The following is a 17,915-nucleotide window of genomic DNA, read 5'->3' as shown; positions in this document are numbered from 1 at the left end:
AACAAAGTGGTTCCGCCCGTACTCCCTGACCGGCGGGCGGAGCCGCCTTGTTTTCTTTTCCCGCGCTCTGGAGTACGCCGATGCCGGCAACCGCACCGCCCGTCCTGACCGCCCGCGCCCTCCTGCTCGACATGGACGGCACCATCGTCAACTCGGACGCGGTGGTGGAACGCTGCTGGCGCCGGTGGGCGACCGAGCACGGCCTGGACCCGGAGGCGGCGCTGAAGGTCGTCCACGGCCGCCAGGGGTACGCCACCATGGCGGCGCTGCTGCCGGACCGGCCGATGGAGCAGAACCACGCCGACAACCGCGTGATGCTCGCCCAGGAGACCGCGGACACCGAAGGCGTGGTCCCGATCGCGGGCGCCCCCGCCTTCCTGGCCGCGATCGCCGGTCTCCCGCACGCCCTGGTCACCTCGGCGGACGAGACCCTCGCCCGGGCCCGGATGACCGCGGCGGGCCTGCCGATGCCCCGGACCCGCGTCACCGCCGAACGCGTCGGCGCCAGCAAGCCGGACCCGGAGGGCTTCCTCAAGGGCGCGGCGGAACTGGGCTTCGCCCCGGCGGACTGTGTGGCCTTCGAGGACTCCGAGGCGGGCATCGAGGCGGCACGCGCGGCGGGCATGCGGGTGGTGGGCGTGGGCCCGCGCGCAAAGTCGCTGTCCCCGGACGTCCACGTCGAGGACCTGACGGGCCTGCGGGTGACGGCAGACCCGGACGGCCTGATCCGCCTCGCTTTCAGCCCCGTCGGCCCCTGAGGCGCGGGGACCGAGGCGCCCCCCGCACCCGAGCCGCCCGCGTCAGCCCGCAACCGCCTCCACCAGGCTGAGCCCCGCCAGCCCCAGCATCAGCCCCGCCGCCACCCTCGTGATCAGCCTCAGCGGCACGTACCTGATCAGCGTCCGCCCGCCCACGATCCCGATGGCCGCGACCGCCCACAGCGCCAGCACCGCACCGATCCCGACCGAGACGGGGCTGTCGTAGCGCGCCGCGAGATTCGCGGTCATGATCTGTGTCAGATCGCCGAACTCCGCCACCAGAATCAGCATGAAGCCCGCCCCGGAGACCTTCCAGAAGGACTGGTCCGCCGGGGCCTTGATGTGTTCCTCGTCGCCGTCGTCCTTCTTCATGAGCAGCATCAGCGCTCCCGCGAGGAAGAGCAGCCCGACCACCGCCTGCACCAGCCGGTGCGGCAGCAGGGTCAGTACGCTGCCCGCGGCGATGGCGAGCGTGACATGGACGGCGAAGGCGGCGGCGACACCGGCGAAGACGTACGAGGCGCGGTAGTGGGTGCCGAGCATCAGACCGGCGAGCGCGGTCTTGTCGGGCAGTTCGGCGAGAAAGACGACGCCGAAGGTGATCGCCATGACGGTGAAGCTGATCACGGGTGATTCCTCAATCGGTCGGGCGCTGCCCTGCCGAGAGTCCTGAGCGTTTCAGGGGTCGCTTCGGCACGGCAGCGCCATGAACACGTACATGGGCACTGCGGCCGAAGGTCTCGCTGACGGACCTCACCGAGGCCGCCTCCGGGCGCCGGCCGGGCACGAGGCCCGGCAGTATGTCGACGTTCCGGCGAAGAGCTACTCCCCTTCTGCTCCCTTCAGGGTACGGCAGCGCCCCCGGCACAGGCCGGGCCCACCCCGCACACCCCCGTCACGCCGGATCCCGGTACAGCCGCCCCCTCGCCACCAGCTCGAGGACCAGCGAGACCGCCACCGCCTGCACCGCCATCAGCGCGACCAGCACAAACAGCTGCACCGCCCCGGCCAGCAGCGGGGAGGCCCCGCCGAGCAGCATGCCGACGAACGCGCCGGGCAGCGTGACGAGGCCCACGGTCCTGGTCTGATCCAGCCCGGGCAACAGCGCGTCGGACGCGGCCGGGCGCGCCACCTCCAGCCGGGCGTCGCGATCCAGCAGCCCGAGCGCCATCCCCGCCTCGACCTCTCCGTGCCGCAGCCCCAGCTCGTCGAGCGCCCGCCGCCCACCGAGCACGGTCGCGGTGAGCGCGCCGCCGATGAGGATCCCCGTGACGGGGATCAGCGCGATGCCCTTGAGCGGAACGAGACCGGTGAGGAGCAGGGAGCAGACGACGGGCGCGACGCCCGCGGCGATCGGCAGCCAGGCCCACCACCAGGTGCCGTTCTTGGTGATGCGCCGGCCCGCTGTGCGTACGGCGACGGCGTACATCAGCAGCACAAACGCGAGCAGCAGCGGCAGGGAGTCGACGACCCAGCGGATCACCAGGGAGACGACGGCGAGTTGGACCGCCGCGCGCACGCCGGCCACGGCGATCTCGCGTGCCCGGCCCAGGTGGGCGACGGCGGCCACGGTGGCCGCCGCGGCCAGCAGCACGGCGAGTACGACCCCGAAGGTGACATTGACCGTCAGCAGCACCCGGCAACCCTACGACGTAACAAGGTGTATGCCGGGGCGTCAGAAACCTTGATCTGACGTGCCCATGTCGTCACCCTGTTACCTGGCGCACCCCCCATGGAAACCTGGCGCCGCCAGCATGGCCACGCCCGAACGGCCAAGCTCCCCCCACATCAAAGGAGTTCGCATGCCTGGTGTCTACGCGCGTAACGCCCGCCGAATAGCCGTACTCGCCGCAACCTCCGCTCTCGCCGTGACCGGCCTGCTTGCCACCGCCCCCGCGGCTCAGGCCTCCCCGCCCACCCCGGTCAGCGCCTCCACCGCCCGTACCTACCTCAGCCAGCTGACGGTGAAGGCGGAAGGCTCCTCCACCGGCTACAGCCGGGACAAGTTCCCGCACTGGATCACTCAGTCGGGCACCTGCAACACCCGTGAGGTCGTCCTCAAGCGCGACGGCACGAACGTCGTCCAGGACTCCAGCTGTGCGGCCGTCAGCGGCAGTTGGTTCTCCGAGTACGACGGTGCCACCTGGACCCTCGCCTCCGACCTCGACATCGACCACGTGGTGCCGCTCTCCGAGGCATGGAAGTCCGGCGCCAACAGCTGGACCACGTCCAAGCGCCAGGGCTTCGCCAACGACCTCACCCGTCCGCAGCTGATCGCCGTCACCGACAACGTCAACCAGGCCAAGGGTGACCAGGACCCGGCGGAGTGGATGCCCTCGCGCACCTCGTACCGCTGCATGTACGTGCGGATGTGGGTGGACGTGAAGCACTACTACAACCTGTCCGTGGACTCGGCCGAGAAGAGCGCGCTGCAGAGCGTCCTGAACGGCTGCTGACCTGCGCCTGACGGTTCGGCCACGATCACGGCCGGAACCTGGCCGCCCACCTCTGTCGTTCCGTACCGTACGGGGCGACAGAGGAGGGCACACATGGCGGGCCTGCGCCTGGGACCACTACTGCGGTTTGTCGACTGGGAGACCGGCGGGAGCGCGACCGTCTGGGTCGAGGCCGACCGGCCGTGCACGGCCGAGGTCCGGTGCGCGGACGGCGCGCAGGGCACCGCGCGCACGTTCCAGATCGCGGGGCACCACTACGCCCTGGTCCCGGTCACCGGGCTGACGCCCGGCACCACGACCGCGTACGAGGTACTGCTGGACGACCGCCGCGTCTGGCCAGTCGAAGGCTCCGGCTTCCCGCCGAGCACGATCCGTACACCCGATGTGCCCTGCGACGGCGTCACCATCTCCTTCGGCTCGTGCCGCTGGTCGGCCGCGCCCGCCGGGGAGCACGACCCGGTCGGCCCGGACGCGCTGGACACCCTGGCGGTCAAGCTCGCCGCCGAACCCGCTGCCGAGCGCCCCGACGTGCTGCTTCTGCTGGGCGACCAGGTGTACGCGGACGCGACGTCCAAGGCGACCCGGGCATGGCTCGCGGCCCGCCGGGATCTGCGCGAGCCCCCGGGCGCGGAGGTCGCCGACTACGAGGAGTACACCCACCTCTACGACGAGTCCTGGCTCGACCCCGAGGTGCGCTGGCTGCTCTCCACGGTCCCCAGCTGCATGATCTTCGACGACCACGACGTGATAGACGACTGGAACACCAGTGAGTCCTGGTTGGCCGAGATGCGCCGGACGCCGTGGTGGCAGGAGCGGATCGTCAGCGGACTGATGTCGTACTGGGTCTATCAGCACCTGGGCAATCTCTCCCCCGCGGAGCTGGAGTCGGACGAGCTGTACGCGGCGGTGCGGGCAGCGCCCGACGGGACCGACCTGCTCAGGAACTTCGCCGCGCAGGCGGACGCCGACCCGGCCTGTGTGCGCTGGAGTTACCGCCGCGACTTCGGCCGGACCCGGCTGCTGATGGTGGACACCCGGGCGGGCCGGGTCCTGGACGAGCAGGGGCGCTCGATGCTGGACCCCGACGAGGCCCACTGGCTGCGCGAACAGACACTGGCCGGACGGGGCTCGTACGACCATCTCCTGATCGGCACCTCGCTGCCCTGGCTGCTGCCGCCCCTGATCCATGACGCGGAGAGCTGGAACGCAGCGCTGTGCCGGGGCGAGCGGGGAGCACGCTGGGCGCGCTTCGGCGAGGATCTGCGCAGACGCGCCGACCTGGAGCACTGGGCCGCCTTCCCCGACTCCTTCGAGAAGCTGACGCGGCTTATCGCGGAGGCGGGCAGCGGCCCGGACGCGCCGGCGACGGTGTGCGTGCTGTCGGGCGACGTCCACCATGCGTATGTCGCCGAACCCGAGTGGCCCGGCGAGGCGCCCGTCGCCCGGGTGCTGCAACTGACCTGTTCGCCCGTGCACAACTCCATCCCCCGCTCCGTACAGCTCGGCTTCCGCTTCGGCTGGAGCCGGACGGGACGGCGGCTCGGTCATGCCCTGGCCCGGCACGGCAGAGCGGGCAGGCCGAGCGTCCACTGGGGGCGAACGGGCGGCCCCTGGTTCGGCAATCAGCTGATGACGCTGACGCTGCGCGGGCGCTCGGCGGGCCTTCGGCTCGATCAGGCGCGGGCGGTGGGAGCCGGTCAGGGCGCGGGTCCGGGCGGTGGTGCGCGGCTGGTCACGGCGGAGGAGCGGGAGCTGACCGCGCACCGTGATCCTTCCCACAGCGGAGGGTGATCCTCCGCCCCAGGGGTTCGACTCCCGGCGCGGCCCCGGCATGATGAGCCGGACACTCCGCTTCCAAGCACCCCACATGCACCGGGAGTTCCCGTTTTGTCCGACGTACGCGACGACGCATGGTCCGCAGTTCCCCCCTCCGGCGCCCGCGCCATCGCCGTCGTGGGGGCCGGCCCGCGCGGCACCTCCGTCCTGGAGCGGCTCTGCGCCTCGGCGCCCGAGCTGACCCCCGGAACGCCGCTGACGGTCCACCTGGTCGACCCCGCACCGCCGGGCCCGGGCCGGGTGTGGCGCACCGACCAGCCGGCGGAGCTGCTGATGAACACGGTGGCCTCGCAGGTCACTCTGTTCACGGATGACAGCGTTGTCTGCGAAGGTCCGATACGACCCGGTCCGAGCCTGTACGAGTGGGCTTCGGCGCACACGGACGAGCAGTTGGGCCCGGACGACTATCCGACGCGGGCCTGTTACGGGCGCTATCTGGAGTGGGCGTTCCGCACGACGGCGGACGCCGCCCCGGGAACGGTGACGGTCCGGGTCCACCGAGCGCGGGCGATACGGCTCGAGGACGACCGGGACGAGGCGGCGCAGGACGCGGCCGGGGTCGGCGCCGTGCACGAGGCTGCTGGCGGCGATGACGGGGGCGGGGTCGGGCGACGGGCAGCGCCGCGGCAGACACTCACACTCGACGACGACACCACGCTCACCGGCCTGTCCGCGGTGATCCTCGCCCAGGGACATCTGCCCGTGGTCTCCCGCCAGGCCCAGGCACATCTCGCCGCGTACGCCTCTCGCCACCCCCGCCTGCGCTACTACAAGCCCGCCAACCCCGCCGACCTCGACCTCTCCGCCATAGCTCCCGGCGAATCGGTCCTACTGCGGGGCCTCGGCCTCAACTTCTTCGATCACATGGCCCTGTTGACGACCGGCCGCGGCGGGACCTTCGTACGCGACGGCTGGGGCACGCTGGTCTACCGTCCCTCCGGCCGCGAGCCGCGCATGCATGCGGGATCGCGGCGCGGCGTCCCGTACCAGGCACGCGGCGACAACGCCAAAGGCGCATCGGCCCGGCACGAACCCCTCCTTCTCACCCCGGACGTGATCGCGGTCTTCCGCAAGCGCGCGGACGAGGGCGATCCACCGGAGTTCCTGACCGAGATCTGGCCGCTGGTCGCCAAGGAGGTGGAGACGGTCCACTACGAGGCGCTGCTCGCGGGCGCCGACGGCCTCGTGCCCCGCGACTTCCGCTCCCGCTATCTCGACGCCCCGCACGGCAGCCCCCAGGAGACCGCCGTGCTGGACGAGTTCGGGGTCGCGCGCGCGGACCGCTGGTCCTGGGACCGCGTTTCGCGCCCGTACGACGGCCAGAGCTTCAACACCCCCGCCGAGCACCGCGGCTGGCTCCTGGCGCATCTGCGCCAGGACGCCGCCCAGGCCGCGCTCGGCAATGTCGCGGGCCCGCTGAAGGCCGCGCTCGACGTACTGCGCGATCTCCGCAACGAACTGCGGCTGATCGTGGACCACGCAGGCCTGTCCGGCACGTCCCGGCGTGACCACCTGGACCGCTGGTACACCCCGCTGAACGCCTTCCTCTCCATCGGCCCTCCGCGCCGCCGGATCGAGGAGATGACGGCACTGATCGAGGCGGGCGTGCTGGATGTGGTCGGCCCGCGCACATGTTTCGGGACAGCGGACGGGGTCTTCACCGCCGAGTCGCCCGACGTGCCCGGATCGCTCGTCACGGCGACGACGCTCATCGAGGCGCGACTGCCGGAGCCGGATCTGCGACGGACCTGCGACGAGCTGCTGGGCCGGCTGATGAAGACGGGCCAGTGCCGCCCGCACGCGATCGACGGTTACGAAACCGGAGGGCTGGACGTAACGCAGCGCCCGTACCGTCTGATCAACCGTCAGGGCCGCCCGCACCCCCGGCGTTTCGCGATCGGCGTGCCCACCGAAGGCGTGCACTGGGTGACCGCGGCCGGGGCCAGGCCTGGCGTCGACTCGGTGACGCTCTCGGACGCGGACGCGGTGGCACGCGCCGCGCTGCGCACCCTCCGAGGGCCCAAGGAGTGCGCAACAGACAGCGGGACGGGCAGCGAAACGGAATCCCCGGCGGAAATCGACCTCCGGTCGAAAGTTGAACTTGCAAGCATTGATTAGGTCTGCCTAACCTGAGGCCCCCTCGTCGGTTCACGTCCCCAGACCGAAGGAGCCCCCATGGCACACCCCTCGCTGTCCACCCGGCTCAACAAGGCCCAGCCGTACGTGCTCAGCCTGTTCCGCATCGTCGTAGGCCTGCTCTTCACCTGCCACGGCGCCCGCTCGCTCTTCGGCCTGCTCGGCGGCACCACCGTCGCGGCCGGCACCTGGCCCGACTGGTACGCCGCCGTGATCGAACTGGTCGGCGGCGCACTGGTGCTGCTCGGCCTCGGCACCCGCAGCGCCGCGTTCGTCGCCTCGGGCTCGATGGCGTACGCGTACTTCAGCGCCCACCAGCCCAAGGGCCTGTTCCCGATTCAGAACAGCGGCGAGGGAGCCGTGATGTTCTGCTGGGCCTTCCTGCTGCTGGTCTTCACCGGCCCCGGCGCGCTGGCGCTGGACCGGCTGTTCGCGCGCGGCGGGAGCCGGGCGGCGGACGAGGAGCGCACGGAGCAGTCCGCCCCGGTCGCGGTCTAGGTTCAGGACCAGATCCAGGTCCGGCCAGGTCGAATTCCGGAGCGCCCGGGTCCCCTTGAGGAGGATCCGGGCGTTCCGTTTTGGCCGACACGTGACGATCACTACATCCCTCACCCTGGCGATCCTCGAGCCGAACCCCAGGCGTACGCTGTACAGCTGTACTTGCCGCCCCTGCCGCTCCCCTGCGACGTCGCGGCCTTTTCACGAAACCGGGGAGTTCGGGTGCTCGAGAGTATGGGGTCGCTGACCGGCAGCCCATGGATCTACGCCGTAGTGGCGCTGTCCGTACTTCTCGATGTCTTCCTGCCCGTGCTCCCCAGCGGAGTCCTGGTGATCACGGCCGCGACCGCGGCCGCCGCGGGTACGACCACCGCGGCAGGCGGCTCCGTCCAGAGCGCGGCCGGGCAGGTCCCGCACGAGGTGCCCTCGCTCCTTGCCCTCGTCCTGTGCGCGGCCACCGCTTCCGTACTCGGCGACCTCGTCGCGTACCGCCTCGCCTGGCGCGGCGGCGACCGGCTGGACCGTGCCATCGCCCGCTCCCGCAAGCTGACCAGCGCGCAGGAACGTCTTGGCTGGGCTCTCAGCCGGGGCGGCGGCGCCCTCGTCGTCATCGCACGCTTCGCCCCGGCGGGACGCTCGGTCGTCTCACTGGGCGCGGGCGCGGCCCACCGCAAGGCCAGGGACTTCCTGCCCTGGTCCGCCCTGGCGGGCGTGGCCTGGGCGGGCTACAGCGTCGGCCTCGGCTACTTCGGCGGCCACTGGCTGGGCGCGACCTGGGTCGGCGCGGCCGTGTCCGTACTGGCGCTGTTCGCGGCGGGCGCGCTGGCGTCCTACGTCATGCGGCGCCCGAAGCGGGAACCGGCTCCGGAGCCTGCCGCTTAGTCCCTGTCCGGCTGCCACCGGAACCGCGCACCTCGAGCCCTTCGAGCAGCTTGCGGGTCGCCTCGGCTATCTCGGCGACGGCCTGCTCGAAGACCTCTCGGTTGTGCGCGGCGGGGACATGGAAGCCGGACACCTTGCGTACGTACTGCAAGGAGGCGGCGCGGATGTCCTCTTCCGTGGCCTCTTCGGGGAGGACGGGCGGGCGGAGAGTCTTGATACTGCGGCACATGTCTTCAGTGTGCCTCGTGGGTGTGACAGTCGTCCGCGAAAGCGCCTCTGGGCTGGTCAGACCCCTGCCGCCGCCCGCACCACCGCGTGCGCCAGACGGTCGTTCTCCGCGGCTCCACCACCCGGCGGGTAGGCGAAGCGCCGGCGCACATAGCCGTACGCGACGCCGGATGCCGGGTCGGCGAAACCCATACCGCCCGCCGCGCCACTGTGGCCGAAGGCGTCCGGGCCGAGGAACGGATACCGCACGCCCATCGCCTCGAAGCCGAGGCCGAATTGGTCCACGTCGCCGGTGACCACGTCCGTGCCCACGGTGTGCAGGCGGCCGAACTCCGCGATCGTGTCCGGCTTGAGCAGGGGTGCCCGGCCGCCGGTCTCGCTGATGGCGGCCGCGTACATCCCGGCGACACCCCGCGCGTTCCCGACCCCGCCCCCCGACGCCTGGCCCAGTGCGCGCGCGTCACGCCTGTTGGCGAAGCGCACCAGGTCCGTCGGCGGCTTGGCGTGGGCGTTGAAGGCGATGCCCATCAGGCTGTCGCGCGCCGGCGCATTGGCCACGAGATCGGCGAGCTGCTCCCGCGTGGGCTCCATCGGCTGGACGTCGAGCCAGCGCGCCTCGAGCGGTTCAGGCAGGCCGAGGTAGAAGTCGAGACCGTACGGAACCCTGATCCGCTCCTCGAAGAGCTCCTGGATCGACTGCCCGGTGACCCGGCGCACCACCTCACCGGTGAGGGCGGCGATCACGAGGGCGTGATAGCCGTACGCCGTGCCGGGCTCCCAGAACGGGCGCTGACCCGCCAGCCGTTCGGCGATCAGCCGGTCGTCCGCGAGCTCCGCCTTGCTGAAGCCGCCGTCCGCACCGATCACCCCGGACTGGTGCATGAGCAGCTGCCGCAGGGTGAGTGCACCCTTGCCCTCGGCCGCGAACTGTGGCCAGTAGTGGGCGACTTCACGGTCCAGCTCCAGCGTTCCCTCCTGCACCAGGAGCGCCACGATCAGATGCGCCGCGCCCTTGGTGACGGAGTAGACGGCGGTCAGCGAGTCGCACTCCATGCCCGCCCCGGCCCACAGGTCGACGACCTGCCGCCCGTCGACACAGGCCGCGAGCTGCACCCCGGACGTGGTGATCCCCTCGTCGAGCAGGGCGGCGAATTCCTCCCGTACGGCCTCGAAGCCCTCGGCCACGTTCCCCTGCACGCCGGCTTCGGCGGTCATGCGTCCTCCCCGGTGATCCGCTGTACGTTCCGCGCGTCGCCCGCAACATACGCCACGCCGCCTGCCGCGTCCGGCAGTTCACGGCGTGATCGACACTGGCTCGCCCGAGGTCCATGTCGAGCCCCGCTCTCCCTGCCGACGCTGCCTTTCGGCCTGGCGTGGCACCCGCGCAACGACGCGGATCCGGCGCACGCGTGGCTGCGGGCCTGCGTGCGCGAGTCGCTGACGTCGAACTGAACCGTTAGGCCTCGCCGACGACCCGGGACGGGGCTTGACAGCGCATGGCGCGAGGCGCATGCTCAACCTATCGGTTAAACAACTAGATGGTTGATTACAGATGCCAGACGACCCGCTCAGCACCACCTTCGGCGCCCTCGCCGACCCGACCCGCCGGGCCATCCTGGCGCGCCTCGCCGACGGCGCGGCGACGGTCAACGAGCTGGCCCAGCCGTTCGACATCAGCCTGCAGGCCATCTCCAAGCACCTGAAGGTGCTCGAACGCGCCGGCCTGATCACAAGGGGCCGTGACGCCCAGTACCGGCCCTGCCATCTGCGGGCCGGCCCGCTCAAAGACGTCACCGTGTGGCTGGAGCGCTACCGCAGCTTCTGGGAGGAGAGTTTCGGCCAGCTCGACGAGTACCTGATCGATCTTCAGGAAAGGCAGCGGAACAATGACATCGAAAGCCAGTGAGCACCCGACGACGCTGACGACCCCGTCGGACCGAGAGCTCGTCATCACACGCGTCTTCGACGCCCCGCGCAGCCTCGTGTTCGAGGCCTGGACCAAGCCCGAACACGTCCGCCAGTGGTACGGCCTGCGCTCGCTCACGACGTCCGTCTGCGAGATCGACTTCCGCCCGGGCGGCGCGTGGCGCTGGGGCCAGACGGGACCCGACGGAAACGCCGTCGTGTTCTCGGGCGAGTACAAGGAGATCGTGCCGCCGGAGCGCATCGTCTACACGGAAATCTTCGAACAGATGCCGGGCCCCGCGGTCCTGACCACCCTCACCTTCGAGGAGAAGGACGGCCGGACGACCCTGACGAGCACCTCGGTCTGGCCCTCGGCGGAGGTCCTCGCCGGAGCCATTGCCATGGGCATGGGCATGGAGGCGGGAGTGGTCGAGACGTACGAACGCCTCGACGAGCACCTGCGGGCGATGGCCTGAGGGCGGAGATCGGCCTCGCACCGTCTAGACGATCGGCGGACGGCCGAGTCGAGTCATGCGCCGGACAGTGCGCCACCGCATGGGGCGGCGCGGTCCGCAAGGCTTCCGCACACCCTCCGCGAAGCCGCCGAACCAAGCCCGCAGACCGGCCAGTGAACGGGTTCGGGCCAGTGTGAGCGCGATCCATGTTCCGAGATAGACCGGCACGAGCGGGGCGGGCAGATGGCGGCGGGCCATCCAGACGCGGTTACGGGCGGTCATGCGATAGAAGTCCGCATGGCGGGCCGGGGACGTGCGGGGGTGCTGGAGCACCAGATCCGGCTCGTAGAGGATCTTCCAGCCCGCATCCAGCGCCCGCCAGGCGAGGTCGGTCTCCTCGTGCGTGAAGAAGAACTGGTCGGGCCAGCCGCCGATTCCGTCGAGCATCCGCATCGACAGGCCATGGCCGCCACCCAGGAACGTGGTCACCAGCCCACGCTGCATCGGGTCGCCGGCTCGAAGCCGGGGCACGTGCCGCCGCTGGGTGAAGCCGGTCTCGTCGGCGATACGGAAACTGACGATACCGAGCCCGGGGTCGGCGGCGTACAGATCGGCGATCCGTGTGAACACGTCGTTGTCGATCAGGAGCCCGTCGTCGTCCAGGTCCACAAGGACATCCACGTCCCCGGCTTCACGGAGCCGGTCGATCGCGACATTCCGGCCACCGGAGACCCCGAGATTCTCCGGAAGCTCCACTCCCTCCACCCCGTCGGGCAGTTCCGGCAGGGGTGAGCCATTGCCGACCACGACGACACGGGCAGCGGGCTCGCCCTGCTTGGCCACCGAATCGAGGAGGGCCCGCAGTTCGGCGGGCCGGGTTCCCATGGTCAGTACGGCCACACCCACGCGCGGTCGGGTCACGTCCAGATCACTCCCAGTCTCGGGGCCGGCAGAAGGGACGATGCTAAGGGCTCAGCTCAGCAGCCGCGCGCGCAGTCGGGAGATCAAGGCCTCGTCGACGCCGAGCTGCTTGACCGCGTACTCGCGCACCGAGCCGTACGTGACCGCAAGGTCGGACAGGAACAGCCGCATGATCTCCTCCGGTGCTCGCCCGTAGCCGGGCCACTTCAGTGTCCGGGTCGGGTTGGCCGCTTCCCAGTCGGAGATCAGGCGGTCCGTGGCCAGCTCGGTGAGTGCGAAGTCCGCGGCGATGTCGTCCTCGTCCACACCCAGGAGCGAGAGCACCAGGCCGGCCAGCAGCCCGGTGCGGTCCTTGCCCGAGGCGCAGTGGAAGACCTGCGGGGCGCTCTCGGCGGCGATGAGTTCGAGCGCCTGCCGCAGTTCCCCGGCGCCGTCGAGCGCGACCTCCGCGTACCGGTCGGCGAGGAAGCGCCAGGGGTCGAGGCCGGGGTCGATCTCCGCCTGGTCGTAAGGGCGATGCTCCACGCTGAGGTTGACATAGGTCAGCCCGTCGGCTCCGGGTACCCGGCCCTTGGCCTCGATCTCCCACGGGTAGCGCAGATCGATCACCGTGCGCACGCCCAGGGCCAGGAAGCGGTCCCAGTCGTCTCCCCGGAGCTTGGAGAGCGAGTCGGACCGGTACAGGCGGCCCCATCGCACGGTGTGGCCGTCGTGGGTGCGATAGCCGCCCAGGTCGCGGAAGTTGTGCAGGCGCTCGAAATCTATCTGTCGTCTCACGTCGGACACCCTACGAACTCCCCCGCACTCACCGGCCGGTGGAGCGCCAACTGGCCACTGTCAACGAGCCCTTGGCGTGCTCAAGCGCAACTAGATCCGCTTCCGTCAGTCTTTGGACGGGAACGAATGGTGTTCGTGCACCACGACCCAGCGTCCGCGTTCCTTATGCAGCCCGAGCGTCAGGCGCAGGCGGTTCTCGGGGTCCTCATGCAGCTCCTGGGGAGTGCCGCAGCGCAGCAACGCGTACGCGAAGGCGACGTCGTCGCCCGCCGTGACCTCAAGCGAGACGATCTCGAAGGAGGCGCCCTTCCGCTGCCAGGTGAAGAAGGGCGGCCAGGTCTCCCGGTAGGGGCCGATGCCCCGCACCCCGTCATTCGGCGGCGGCACATCGAACATCACAATGTCCTCGGCATGATCAGCGAGAACACCATCCAGATCACCGGCGTGCACAGCCTGCGCCCAGCGCTCGATCAATGTCCGGATCTGCGTGGCATCGTCAACCATTGCTGCGCCCTCCAGGATGCCGCCCGTGGGCGGGCTTCTTCGAGTGCGTACACAGTATGGACTGCAGCGACGACCGGAACTCATCGCGCGCTCCCAACCCTCTCCGGACAGCCGAGGAAACAACGCGGCAGCCCGCGCCGGCGCCCGCGTCGAACGCGGCATGACTGCCTCGGCGCCGGCGGTTCATGACGGCTGGACGGGGCCCAGCCCGTGGTGGGCGGTGAGGCGCTCGGCCAGCGCCCACAGTTCGGCGCCGAGCGCCGGGTCGTGAAGCTGTGGCGAGCCGGGCGCCGGGCGATTACGGACGAAGTAGGCCTCTTCGATGGGATCCGCCGTCGTGGCGAGCCGGACCAGACGGTGCGCGCCGTCCGCCAGGCTGTCGAGAAAGGGCCGGGCCAGTGTCTTGAGAAGGGTGCCGACAGGGCCCATGTAGCGGCCGAAGTCGGAGGCGATGATGCCCGGATGGAAGGTGGCGACCGTGATCTCCGGGTGGCGGCGGCCGAATTCGCGCAGCAGGATCCCGGCAGCCAGTTTGGCCCGGGCATAGACCTTGTGGGCACTCAGGCCCGAGGCGCCGGCCGCGGCTGCCGCGACCGTGCCCCCAGTGAGCGAAGCCCCGGTGTGGGAGCGGGAGGACGTCGCCACCACCCGTCCTCCCGCCAGCAGGGGGGCGAGGAGGGGCATGAGCAGCCATGGCCCGATCGCGTTGACCTGGAAGACGGGCTCGATGCCATCCGCCGTCGCGCCGCGGGCGCGCGGGATGCCTCCCGCGTTCGCCGCGAGCACATCGATCCGGGGCACCAGCAAGCGCAGGGCGTCGGCCAGCCGGTGGACGTCCGCGAGATCTGCGAAGTCCACCGTGAGGCCGTCGATTCCGAGCTCGCCCGCCAAGGCGCGGGTCCTCGCAGGGTCGCGGCCGACGGCGATCACCCGGGCGCCTTGTCGGTGGAGTTGCCGGGCGGCCTCGGCGCCGATTCCGGAGCTGGCTCCGGTGATGACGACGGTGCCGAGGGCGCTGCCGGCCGCGGTGCTGCTCATCGCGGGACCGCTCCCTTCCGGTCGTCGGAAGGCCCGCTGAGCACGGCGCGCGCCCGGGCGAAGGCATTGTGTTCGGCCGCGGTGAGCAGGAACTGGGCCACGTCCGCGCGTGAGATCGCGAGGTTCGCCGGGGTGCGGATCTCCGCGGACGCCGACCAGTGCGCGCCGGCCGACGCGTCGGTCAGGGCGCCGAAGTACGCGACCGTCCAATTGAGTTCGGACTCCTCGAGCATCCGCTCAGCGGCGTCGAAGTCCCGGTAGTCACGCCGTATGAACACTCGGGTCGCTGTCCGGACCAGCGGGGACGCCCCGTGGCGGCTCGCGCCCGCGCCCCAGGCCAGGGGCATCACGATCCGTTCCACTTCGCCGTCGCGCATCGCAGCCACCAGATGTCCGGTCGCCCTCGCAACGATCGCCGGTCCTTTGCGGCCCTTGAGCCACAGCGGGTTGCCGAGGGCGCAGATGACGGCATCATGTCCGGGGACCGCCTTGCGCACGGCATCGGGCTCGTCCGCGACCGCCCCCGTCACCACCGTCAGACGTGGATCAGGCGGCAAACCTTCCGCCCGCCGGACGAACGCGGTGACGCGATGACCGCTCAACAGCGCGCGGAATACGACCTGGCGGCCGATCCCGCCATTGGCTCCTGTGACGAAGAGACGCACGGTGGCAGTTCCTCAGTTCTCACGGTCGGATTCTGCCCCGGCGGGGCGGTTGCCGGTGGCCGGCACGGGGCGTAGGGCGTTCTCGCCGGTGGGGACCCGCACCGCGCGCGCCGTCGGCAAAGCGGCGACCACCTCGACCTCGAGCAGATACTCCGGTGCGAAGAGGGCGGGCACGCCCACCAGTGTGCTGGCGGGCGCCTGCCGGATGCCCGCCCGCAGCGGCCCGAAGATCGCGGGCAGCAGTGTGGGGCGGTAGTCCACGACGTAGACGGTTTCCTTGATGATGTCGTGCCGGGTGGCGCCGACCGCCGCGAGAGCCGCTTCGATGTTGCGGGCGATCTGGGTGGCCTGGGCCTCGTGGTCCCCGGGCCCCACGAGCCGCCCGTCGGCGTCCCAGGCGACCTGGCCCGAGAGATGCGCCAGCGGCTCGCCGTCGGTGGTGACGACTTGGCTGACCATCCCTGACGGGCTGTGCACGGCGGGGGGATTGACGCGTTTTATGGGCATGACTGTTTCCTTCTGGGATTCAGGAGGGCGTTCCGGCACAGGCGGTCAGCGCCTTTCGCCGCTCGTCACGGCGTGCGGTGATGTCGTCGCCCTCCCCATTTAGTGAACGTCGTTCACGTGAACAATGTTCACTATAGGGAGGTCCATGAGCTCCCCGTCAAGCCCGGCCCGAAGCCGACCCGCGCGGCTCGACTTTGCGCGCACCCTGCGAACAGCCCTTGATCTGCTGAATCAGTCAGGTCACCGTGGGCCACACCCTGGAGGAACAGGCAGCCCTCCAACCGGGCAGCGGGGGCCCCGCGGATCTGCGGCTTGAGACCGGGATACCGAGTCCGGCGCCGAACGACGGCCGGTCACCACATGCGCGACGGTCAGCTTCGCGGGCGGTACGGAGACGGCGCTGCGGTGGAAGACCTTCCTGGGGCAGCACGAGCTGCGGCATGAGTCATGGCGACGGCGGCCGATCATCGGCAGGCACAGTCACATATGACCGGCCCCGGCCGTGCCGGGCAACAGACGCACATCCGAACGGGTGGCGGCGTCCACCGGGCGGCGGCGGTCCGTCGAACCGCGCGGGGTACGCATGTGGTCCGTCGTCAGTGCGCCGTCCGACAAGCGTGGGTCGTTGACGGGATCGGTCAGGGCGAGCTGTATAGGGTCTTGGCCAACCGTCCCTTTCCCGACGTGGCCCGCCCTCCCGCCCGCCCCGAATCAGACGGACTTTCCCGGCAGGCCGTATGCGCAGACTCGGCCGATCATCAGGAGTGCTGCCGTGGGCCCCATGGAGACACCATCAGCGCCCGGAAGCCTCGGCTGGAACCGTGAGACAGCGATGCTGGCGCTGCTGTCCTTCGCCATGCTGATCGTTTCGCTCGACCAGTACATCGTGGTCGTGGCACTCCCCGACATCGCACGCGACCTCGGCTATTCAGCGCAGACGCTCCAGTCGGTCATCAGCGCCTACGCAGTGGCCTCGGCCGGCTTCCTGCTGTTCGGCGGGCGTGCCGCCGACCTGCTCGGACGACGTCGCATCCTGGCCACCGGCCTCGCGCTCTATGCCGGGTCGGCACTCGCCGGAGGACTCGCGTCCAGCCCCGGAATGCTCCTCGCCGCCCGCGCCTTCCAAGGGCTCGGCGGAGCCCTCGTCTTCCCCACCACCCTGGCACTCATCAACACCACCTTCGCCGAAGGCCGCGCCCGTAACCGTGCGTTGGGAATCTGGGGAGGGTCGGGCGCGGCAGGACTCGTCATCGGTGTGCTGCTCGGCGGTCTGCTGACGCAGGCGTTCGGCTGGCAAGCGGTCTTCCTCGTCAACGTCGCCCTGGCCAGCCCTGCGCTGCTGCTCGCCTTCGTACTGATCCCCCGGGACGGTGAACGCGAGAAGGGCCGCACGTTCGACCTCCCCGGTGCGCTCAGCGTCACTCTCGGCGTCACCCTCATCGTGTTCGCCCTCGTGCAAGGCCCGGGACTGGGCTGGCTTTCGCCGGGCATCCTGGTCAGCGCAGTGGCGGGCCTGCTGCTGATCGGGGCTTTCGTCATCATCGAGCGGCACAGCGACGACCCGCTCATGCCACCCCGGCTGCTCTCCAACCCCAACCTGGTCACCGGCACCGTCATCGCGTTCATGTTCATGGCGACCTTCGGCTCCGTGCTCTACTTCCTGTCCCTCTACTTCCAGGAGATTCTGGGCTACGACGCACTGCAGACCGGCGCCGGATTCCTCATCCCCACGGCAGTGGTGGTGGCCGGTTCGACAACCGCGGGCCAGTTCGTGACGCGGTTCGGTCTCAGGCGCACGCTGGCCGCGGCCCTCGCCGTCGGTGCGCTCGGTGCGCTCGCACTCGGCCTCGCGATCTCGCCGAACGGCACATACGTCGAACTCGTCCCCGGCCTCGTGGCGCTCAGCATCGGCGACGGGGTGGTCTTCACGACCATGTTCATCGCCGCCGCCACCGGAGTCCCCGACCGACAACAAGGCATCGCCTCCGGCATTGCCTCCACCGGCTCAGGCGCGGGAGCGGCTGTCGGCCTCGCCATCCTCGTCCTGGTGGCGACGGCAGGCCTCGACGGCCTGTCCGGTGAACAGCTTCGCGTTGCCACCGCCGACGGGATCAGCACCGCGCTCTTCGTCGTGGCGGGCGGAATCGTGCTGACCTTCCTCGTCGCCGTGGGCCGGTGCCCGACACCGACGGAACCGCACCCCGCCCCCGTGCCGTACCAGACCCGTCGCTGCTGACAGGAAACCGTGGCCCGGGTGGTCTGTTGTGGGTGCGGCAGGTGATGCTTGGTGCGGACGTGATGGATACGGCGCCTGGTCGGGCCGGTCCGGGGGCTGAACCTGGTCGGCAG

General features: G+C 70.6%; 19 protein-coding genes and 1 pseudogene. 10 read left to right on the top strand and 10 right to left on the bottom strand.

What is annotated here, in order from left to right; all coding sequences use genetic code 11:
- The first annotated feature begins 80 nt into the window (after positions 1 to 80).
- The gene (locus tag OHA61_RS27500) at positions 81 to 758 is read left to right on the top strand and encodes an HAD-IA family hydrolase (RefSeq protein ID WP_406305271.1); all 678 of its coding nucleotides are present in this window, start codon (positions 81 to 83) and stop codon (positions 756 to 758) included.
- Between the two features lie 42 nt (positions 759 to 800).
- Here OHA61_RS27500 and OHA61_RS27495 read toward each other — a convergent pair whose 3' ends face one another.
- Together OHA61_RS27495 and OHA61_RS27490 are read right to left on the bottom strand one after the other, a co-directional pair.
- The gene (locus OHA61_RS27495; protein ID WP_406305270.1) at positions 801 to 1,385 is read right to left on the bottom strand and encodes a TMEM165/GDT1 family protein; all 585 of its coding nucleotides are present in this window, start codon (positions 1,383 to 1,385) and stop codon (positions 801 to 803) included.
- Between the two features lie 268 nt (positions 1,386 to 1,653).
- Positions 1,654 to 2,394 (bottom strand): ABC transporter permease, encoded by a 741-nt coding sequence (locus tag OHA61_RS27490; protein WP_406305269.1) that lies wholly within the window; start codon positions 2,392 to 2,394, stop codon positions 1,654 to 1,656.
- 166 nt (positions 2,395 to 2,560) lie between these two features.
- Here OHA61_RS27490 and OHA61_RS27485 point away from each other — a divergent pair, with 166 nt between their 5' ends.
- The 5 genes from OHA61_RS27485 (at position 2,561) to OHA61_RS27465 (ending at position 8,566) form a co-directional block, all read left to right on the top strand.
- Positions 2,561 to 3,214: an HNH endonuclease family protein gene (locus tag OHA61_RS27485; RefSeq protein ID WP_324979258.1), complete on the top strand. Its 654-nt coding sequence runs from the start codon at positions 2,561 to 2,563 to the stop codon at positions 3,212 to 3,214.
- A gap of 93 nt (positions 3,215 to 3,307) precedes the next feature.
- On the top strand, positions 3,308 to 5,005 hold the full coding sequence (locus OHA61_RS27480; protein WP_406305268.1) for an alkaline phosphatase D family protein: 1,698 nt from the start codon (positions 3,308 to 3,310) through the stop codon (positions 5,003 to 5,005).
- A gap of 96 nt (positions 5,006 to 5,101) precedes the next feature.
- Positions 5,102 to 7,168 (top strand): FAD/NAD(P)-binding protein, encoded by a 2,067-nt coding sequence (locus tag OHA61_RS27475; RefSeq protein ID WP_406305267.1) that lies wholly within the window; start codon positions 5,102 to 5,104, stop codon positions 7,166 to 7,168.
- Between the two features lie 57 nt (positions 7,169 to 7,225).
- Positions 7,226 to 7,684 carry a DoxX family protein gene (locus tag OHA61_RS27470; protein ID WP_361909583.1) on the top strand — a complete coding sequence of 153 codons (459 nt, stop codon included), beginning with the start codon at positions 7,226 to 7,228 and terminating at the stop codon, positions 7,682 to 7,684.
- A gap of 222 nt (positions 7,685 to 7,906) precedes the next feature.
- Positions 7,907 to 8,566: a VTT domain-containing protein gene (locus tag OHA61_RS27465; RefSeq protein ID WP_361909580.1), complete on the top strand. Its 660-nt coding sequence runs from the start codon at positions 7,907 to 7,909 to the stop codon at positions 8,564 to 8,566.
- Here OHA61_RS27465 and OHA61_RS27460 read toward each other — a convergent pair.
- Entirely contained in the window at positions 8,520 to 8,795 is a 276-nt protein-coding gene (locus tag OHA61_RS27460; RefSeq protein WP_389372239.1) for a DUF2277 domain-containing protein, read from the bottom strand. The genes OHA61_RS27465 and OHA61_RS27460 overlap by 47 nt on opposite strands.
- 56 nt (positions 8,796 to 8,851) lie before the next feature.
- Positions 8,852 to 10,009 carry a serine hydrolase domain-containing protein gene (locus OHA61_RS27455; protein ID WP_406305265.1) on the bottom strand — a complete coding sequence of 386 codons (1,158 nt, stop codon included), beginning with the start codon at positions 10,007 to 10,009 and terminating at the stop codon, positions 8,852 to 8,854.
- Between the two features lie 123 nt (positions 10,010 to 10,132).
- On the opposite strand from OHA61_RS27455, the pseudogene OHA61_RS27450 reads away from it, so the two are divergent.
- The 3 genes and pseudogenes from OHA61_RS27450 to OHA61_RS27440 all read left to right on the top strand — a co-directional run.
- Positions 10,133 to 10,246, top strand: a pseudogene (locus OHA61_RS27450) (LysR family transcriptional regulator); the annotation flags it as partial.
- 100 nt (positions 10,247 to 10,346) lie between these two features.
- A complete protein-coding gene (locus OHA61_RS27445; protein WP_406305264.1) occupies positions 10,347 to 10,700 on the top strand; it encodes an ArsR/SmtB family transcription factor in 354 nt (117 codons plus the stop codon).
- A complete protein-coding gene (locus OHA61_RS27440) occupies positions 10,681 to 11,175 on the top strand; it encodes an SRPBCC family protein (protein ID WP_406305263.1) in 495 nt (164 codons plus the stop codon). The genes OHA61_RS27445 and OHA61_RS27440 overlap by 20 nt, the downstream gene beginning before the upstream one ends.
- A 24-nt stretch (positions 11,176 to 11,199) precedes the next feature.
- Here OHA61_RS27440 and OHA61_RS27435 read toward each other — a convergent pair whose 3' ends face one another.
- The 6 genes from OHA61_RS27435 to OHA61_RS27410 all read right to left on the bottom strand — a co-directional run bounded on the left by OHA61_RS27435 (position 11,200) and on the right by OHA61_RS27410 (position 15,566).
- The gene (locus tag OHA61_RS27435; protein ID WP_406305262.1) at positions 11,200 to 12,075 is read right to left on the bottom strand and encodes a glycosyltransferase family 2 protein; all 876 of its coding nucleotides are present in this window, start codon (positions 12,073 to 12,075) and stop codon (positions 11,200 to 11,202) included.
- A gap of 51 nt (positions 12,076 to 12,126) precedes the next feature.
- Positions 12,127 to 12,852, bottom strand: a complete 726-nt coding sequence (locus tag OHA61_RS27430; protein ID WP_406305261.1) for a tyrosine-protein phosphatase — start codon at positions 12,850 to 12,852, stop codon at positions 12,127 to 12,129.
- Between the two features lie 105 nt (positions 12,853 to 12,957).
- Positions 12,958 to 13,356 (bottom strand): YybH family protein, encoded by a 399-nt coding sequence (locus tag OHA61_RS27425; RefSeq protein ID WP_406305260.1) that lies wholly within the window; start codon positions 13,354 to 13,356, stop codon positions 12,958 to 12,960.
- 183 nt (positions 13,357 to 13,539) lie between these two features.
- On the bottom strand, positions 13,540 to 14,394 hold the full coding sequence (locus OHA61_RS27420; protein WP_406305259.1) for an SDR family NAD(P)-dependent oxidoreductase: 855 nt from the start codon (positions 14,392 to 14,394) through the stop codon (positions 13,540 to 13,542).
- Positions 14,391 to 15,059, bottom strand: a complete 669-nt coding sequence (locus OHA61_RS27415) for an NAD(P)-dependent oxidoreductase (protein ID WP_406305258.1) — start codon at positions 15,057 to 15,059, stop codon at positions 14,391 to 14,393. The genes OHA61_RS27420 and OHA61_RS27415 overlap by 4 nt, the downstream gene beginning before the upstream one ends.
- A 12-nt stretch (positions 15,060 to 15,071) precedes the next feature.
- On the bottom strand, positions 15,072 to 15,566 hold the full coding sequence (locus OHA61_RS27410; RefSeq protein WP_406305257.1) for a RidA family protein: 495 nt from the start codon (positions 15,564 to 15,566) through the stop codon (positions 15,072 to 15,074).
- A gap of 781 nt (positions 15,567 to 16,347) precedes the next feature.
- On the opposite strand from OHA61_RS27410, the gene OHA61_RS27405 reads away from it, so the two are divergent.
- Positions 16,348 to 17,802: an MFS transporter gene (locus tag OHA61_RS27405; RefSeq protein ID WP_406305256.1), complete on the top strand. Its 1,455-nt coding sequence runs from the start codon at positions 16,348 to 16,350 to the stop codon at positions 17,800 to 17,802.
- Positions 17,803 to 17,915 lie beyond the last annotated feature (113 nt).

Origin of the sequence: Streptomyces sp. NBC_00885, from assembly GCF_045207475.1 — a bacterium.
Taxonomy (GTDB): domain Bacteria; phylum Actinomycetota; class Actinomycetes; order Streptomycetales; family Streptomycetaceae; genus Streptomyces.
The sequence above is the reverse complement of the archived record's forward strand: the minus strand, read 5'-3'. Positions and strand labels throughout refer to the sequence as shown.

Bases quoted from the DNA above. Each gene is read 5' to 3' on its own strand.
- OHA61_RS27500 (WP_406305271.1), top strand. From the start codon at position 81: ATGCCGGCAACCGCACCGCCCGTCCTGACCGCCCGCGCCCTCCTGCTC.
- OHA61_RS27485 (WP_324979258.1), top strand. From the start codon at position 2,561: ATGCCTGGTGTCTACGCGCGTAACGCCCGCCGAATAGCCGTACTCGCC.
- OHA61_RS27480 (WP_406305268.1), top strand. From the start codon at position 3,308: ATGGCGGGCCTGCGCCTGGGACCACTACTGCGGTTTGTCGACTGGGAG.
- OHA61_RS27470 (WP_361909583.1), top strand. From the start codon at position 7,226: ATGGCACACCCCTCGCTGTCCACCCGGCTCAACAAGGCCCAGCCGTAC.
- OHA61_RS27460 (WP_389372239.1), bottom strand. From the start codon at position 8,795: ATGTGCCGCAGTATCAAGACTCTCCGCCCGCCCGTCCTCCCCGAAGAG.
- OHA61_RS27455 (WP_406305265.1), bottom strand. From the start codon at position 10,009: ATGACCGCCGAAGCCGGCGTGCAGGGGAACGTGGCCGAGGGCTTCGAG.
- OHA61_RS27445 (WP_406305264.1), top strand. From the start codon at position 10,347: ATGCCAGACGACCCGCTCAGCACCACCTTCGGCGCCCTCGCCGACCCG.
- OHA61_RS27440 (WP_406305263.1), top strand. From the start codon at position 10,681: ATGACATCGAAAGCCAGTGAGCACCCGACGACGCTGACGACCCCGTCG.
- OHA61_RS27425 (WP_406305260.1), bottom strand. From the start codon at position 13,356: ATGGTTGACGATGCCACGCAGATCCGGACATTGATCGAGCGCTGGGCG.
- OHA61_RS27420 (WP_406305259.1), bottom strand. From the start codon at position 14,394: ATGAGCAGCACCGCGGCCGGCAGCGCCCTCGGCACCGTCGTCATCACC.
- OHA61_RS27410 (WP_406305257.1), bottom strand. From the start codon at position 15,566: ATGCCCATAAAACGCGTCAATCCCCCCGCCGTGCACAGCCCGTCAGGG.
- OHA61_RS27405 (WP_406305256.1), top strand. From the start codon at position 16,348: ATGGAGACACCATCAGCGCCCGGAAGCCTCGGCTGGAACCGTGAGACA.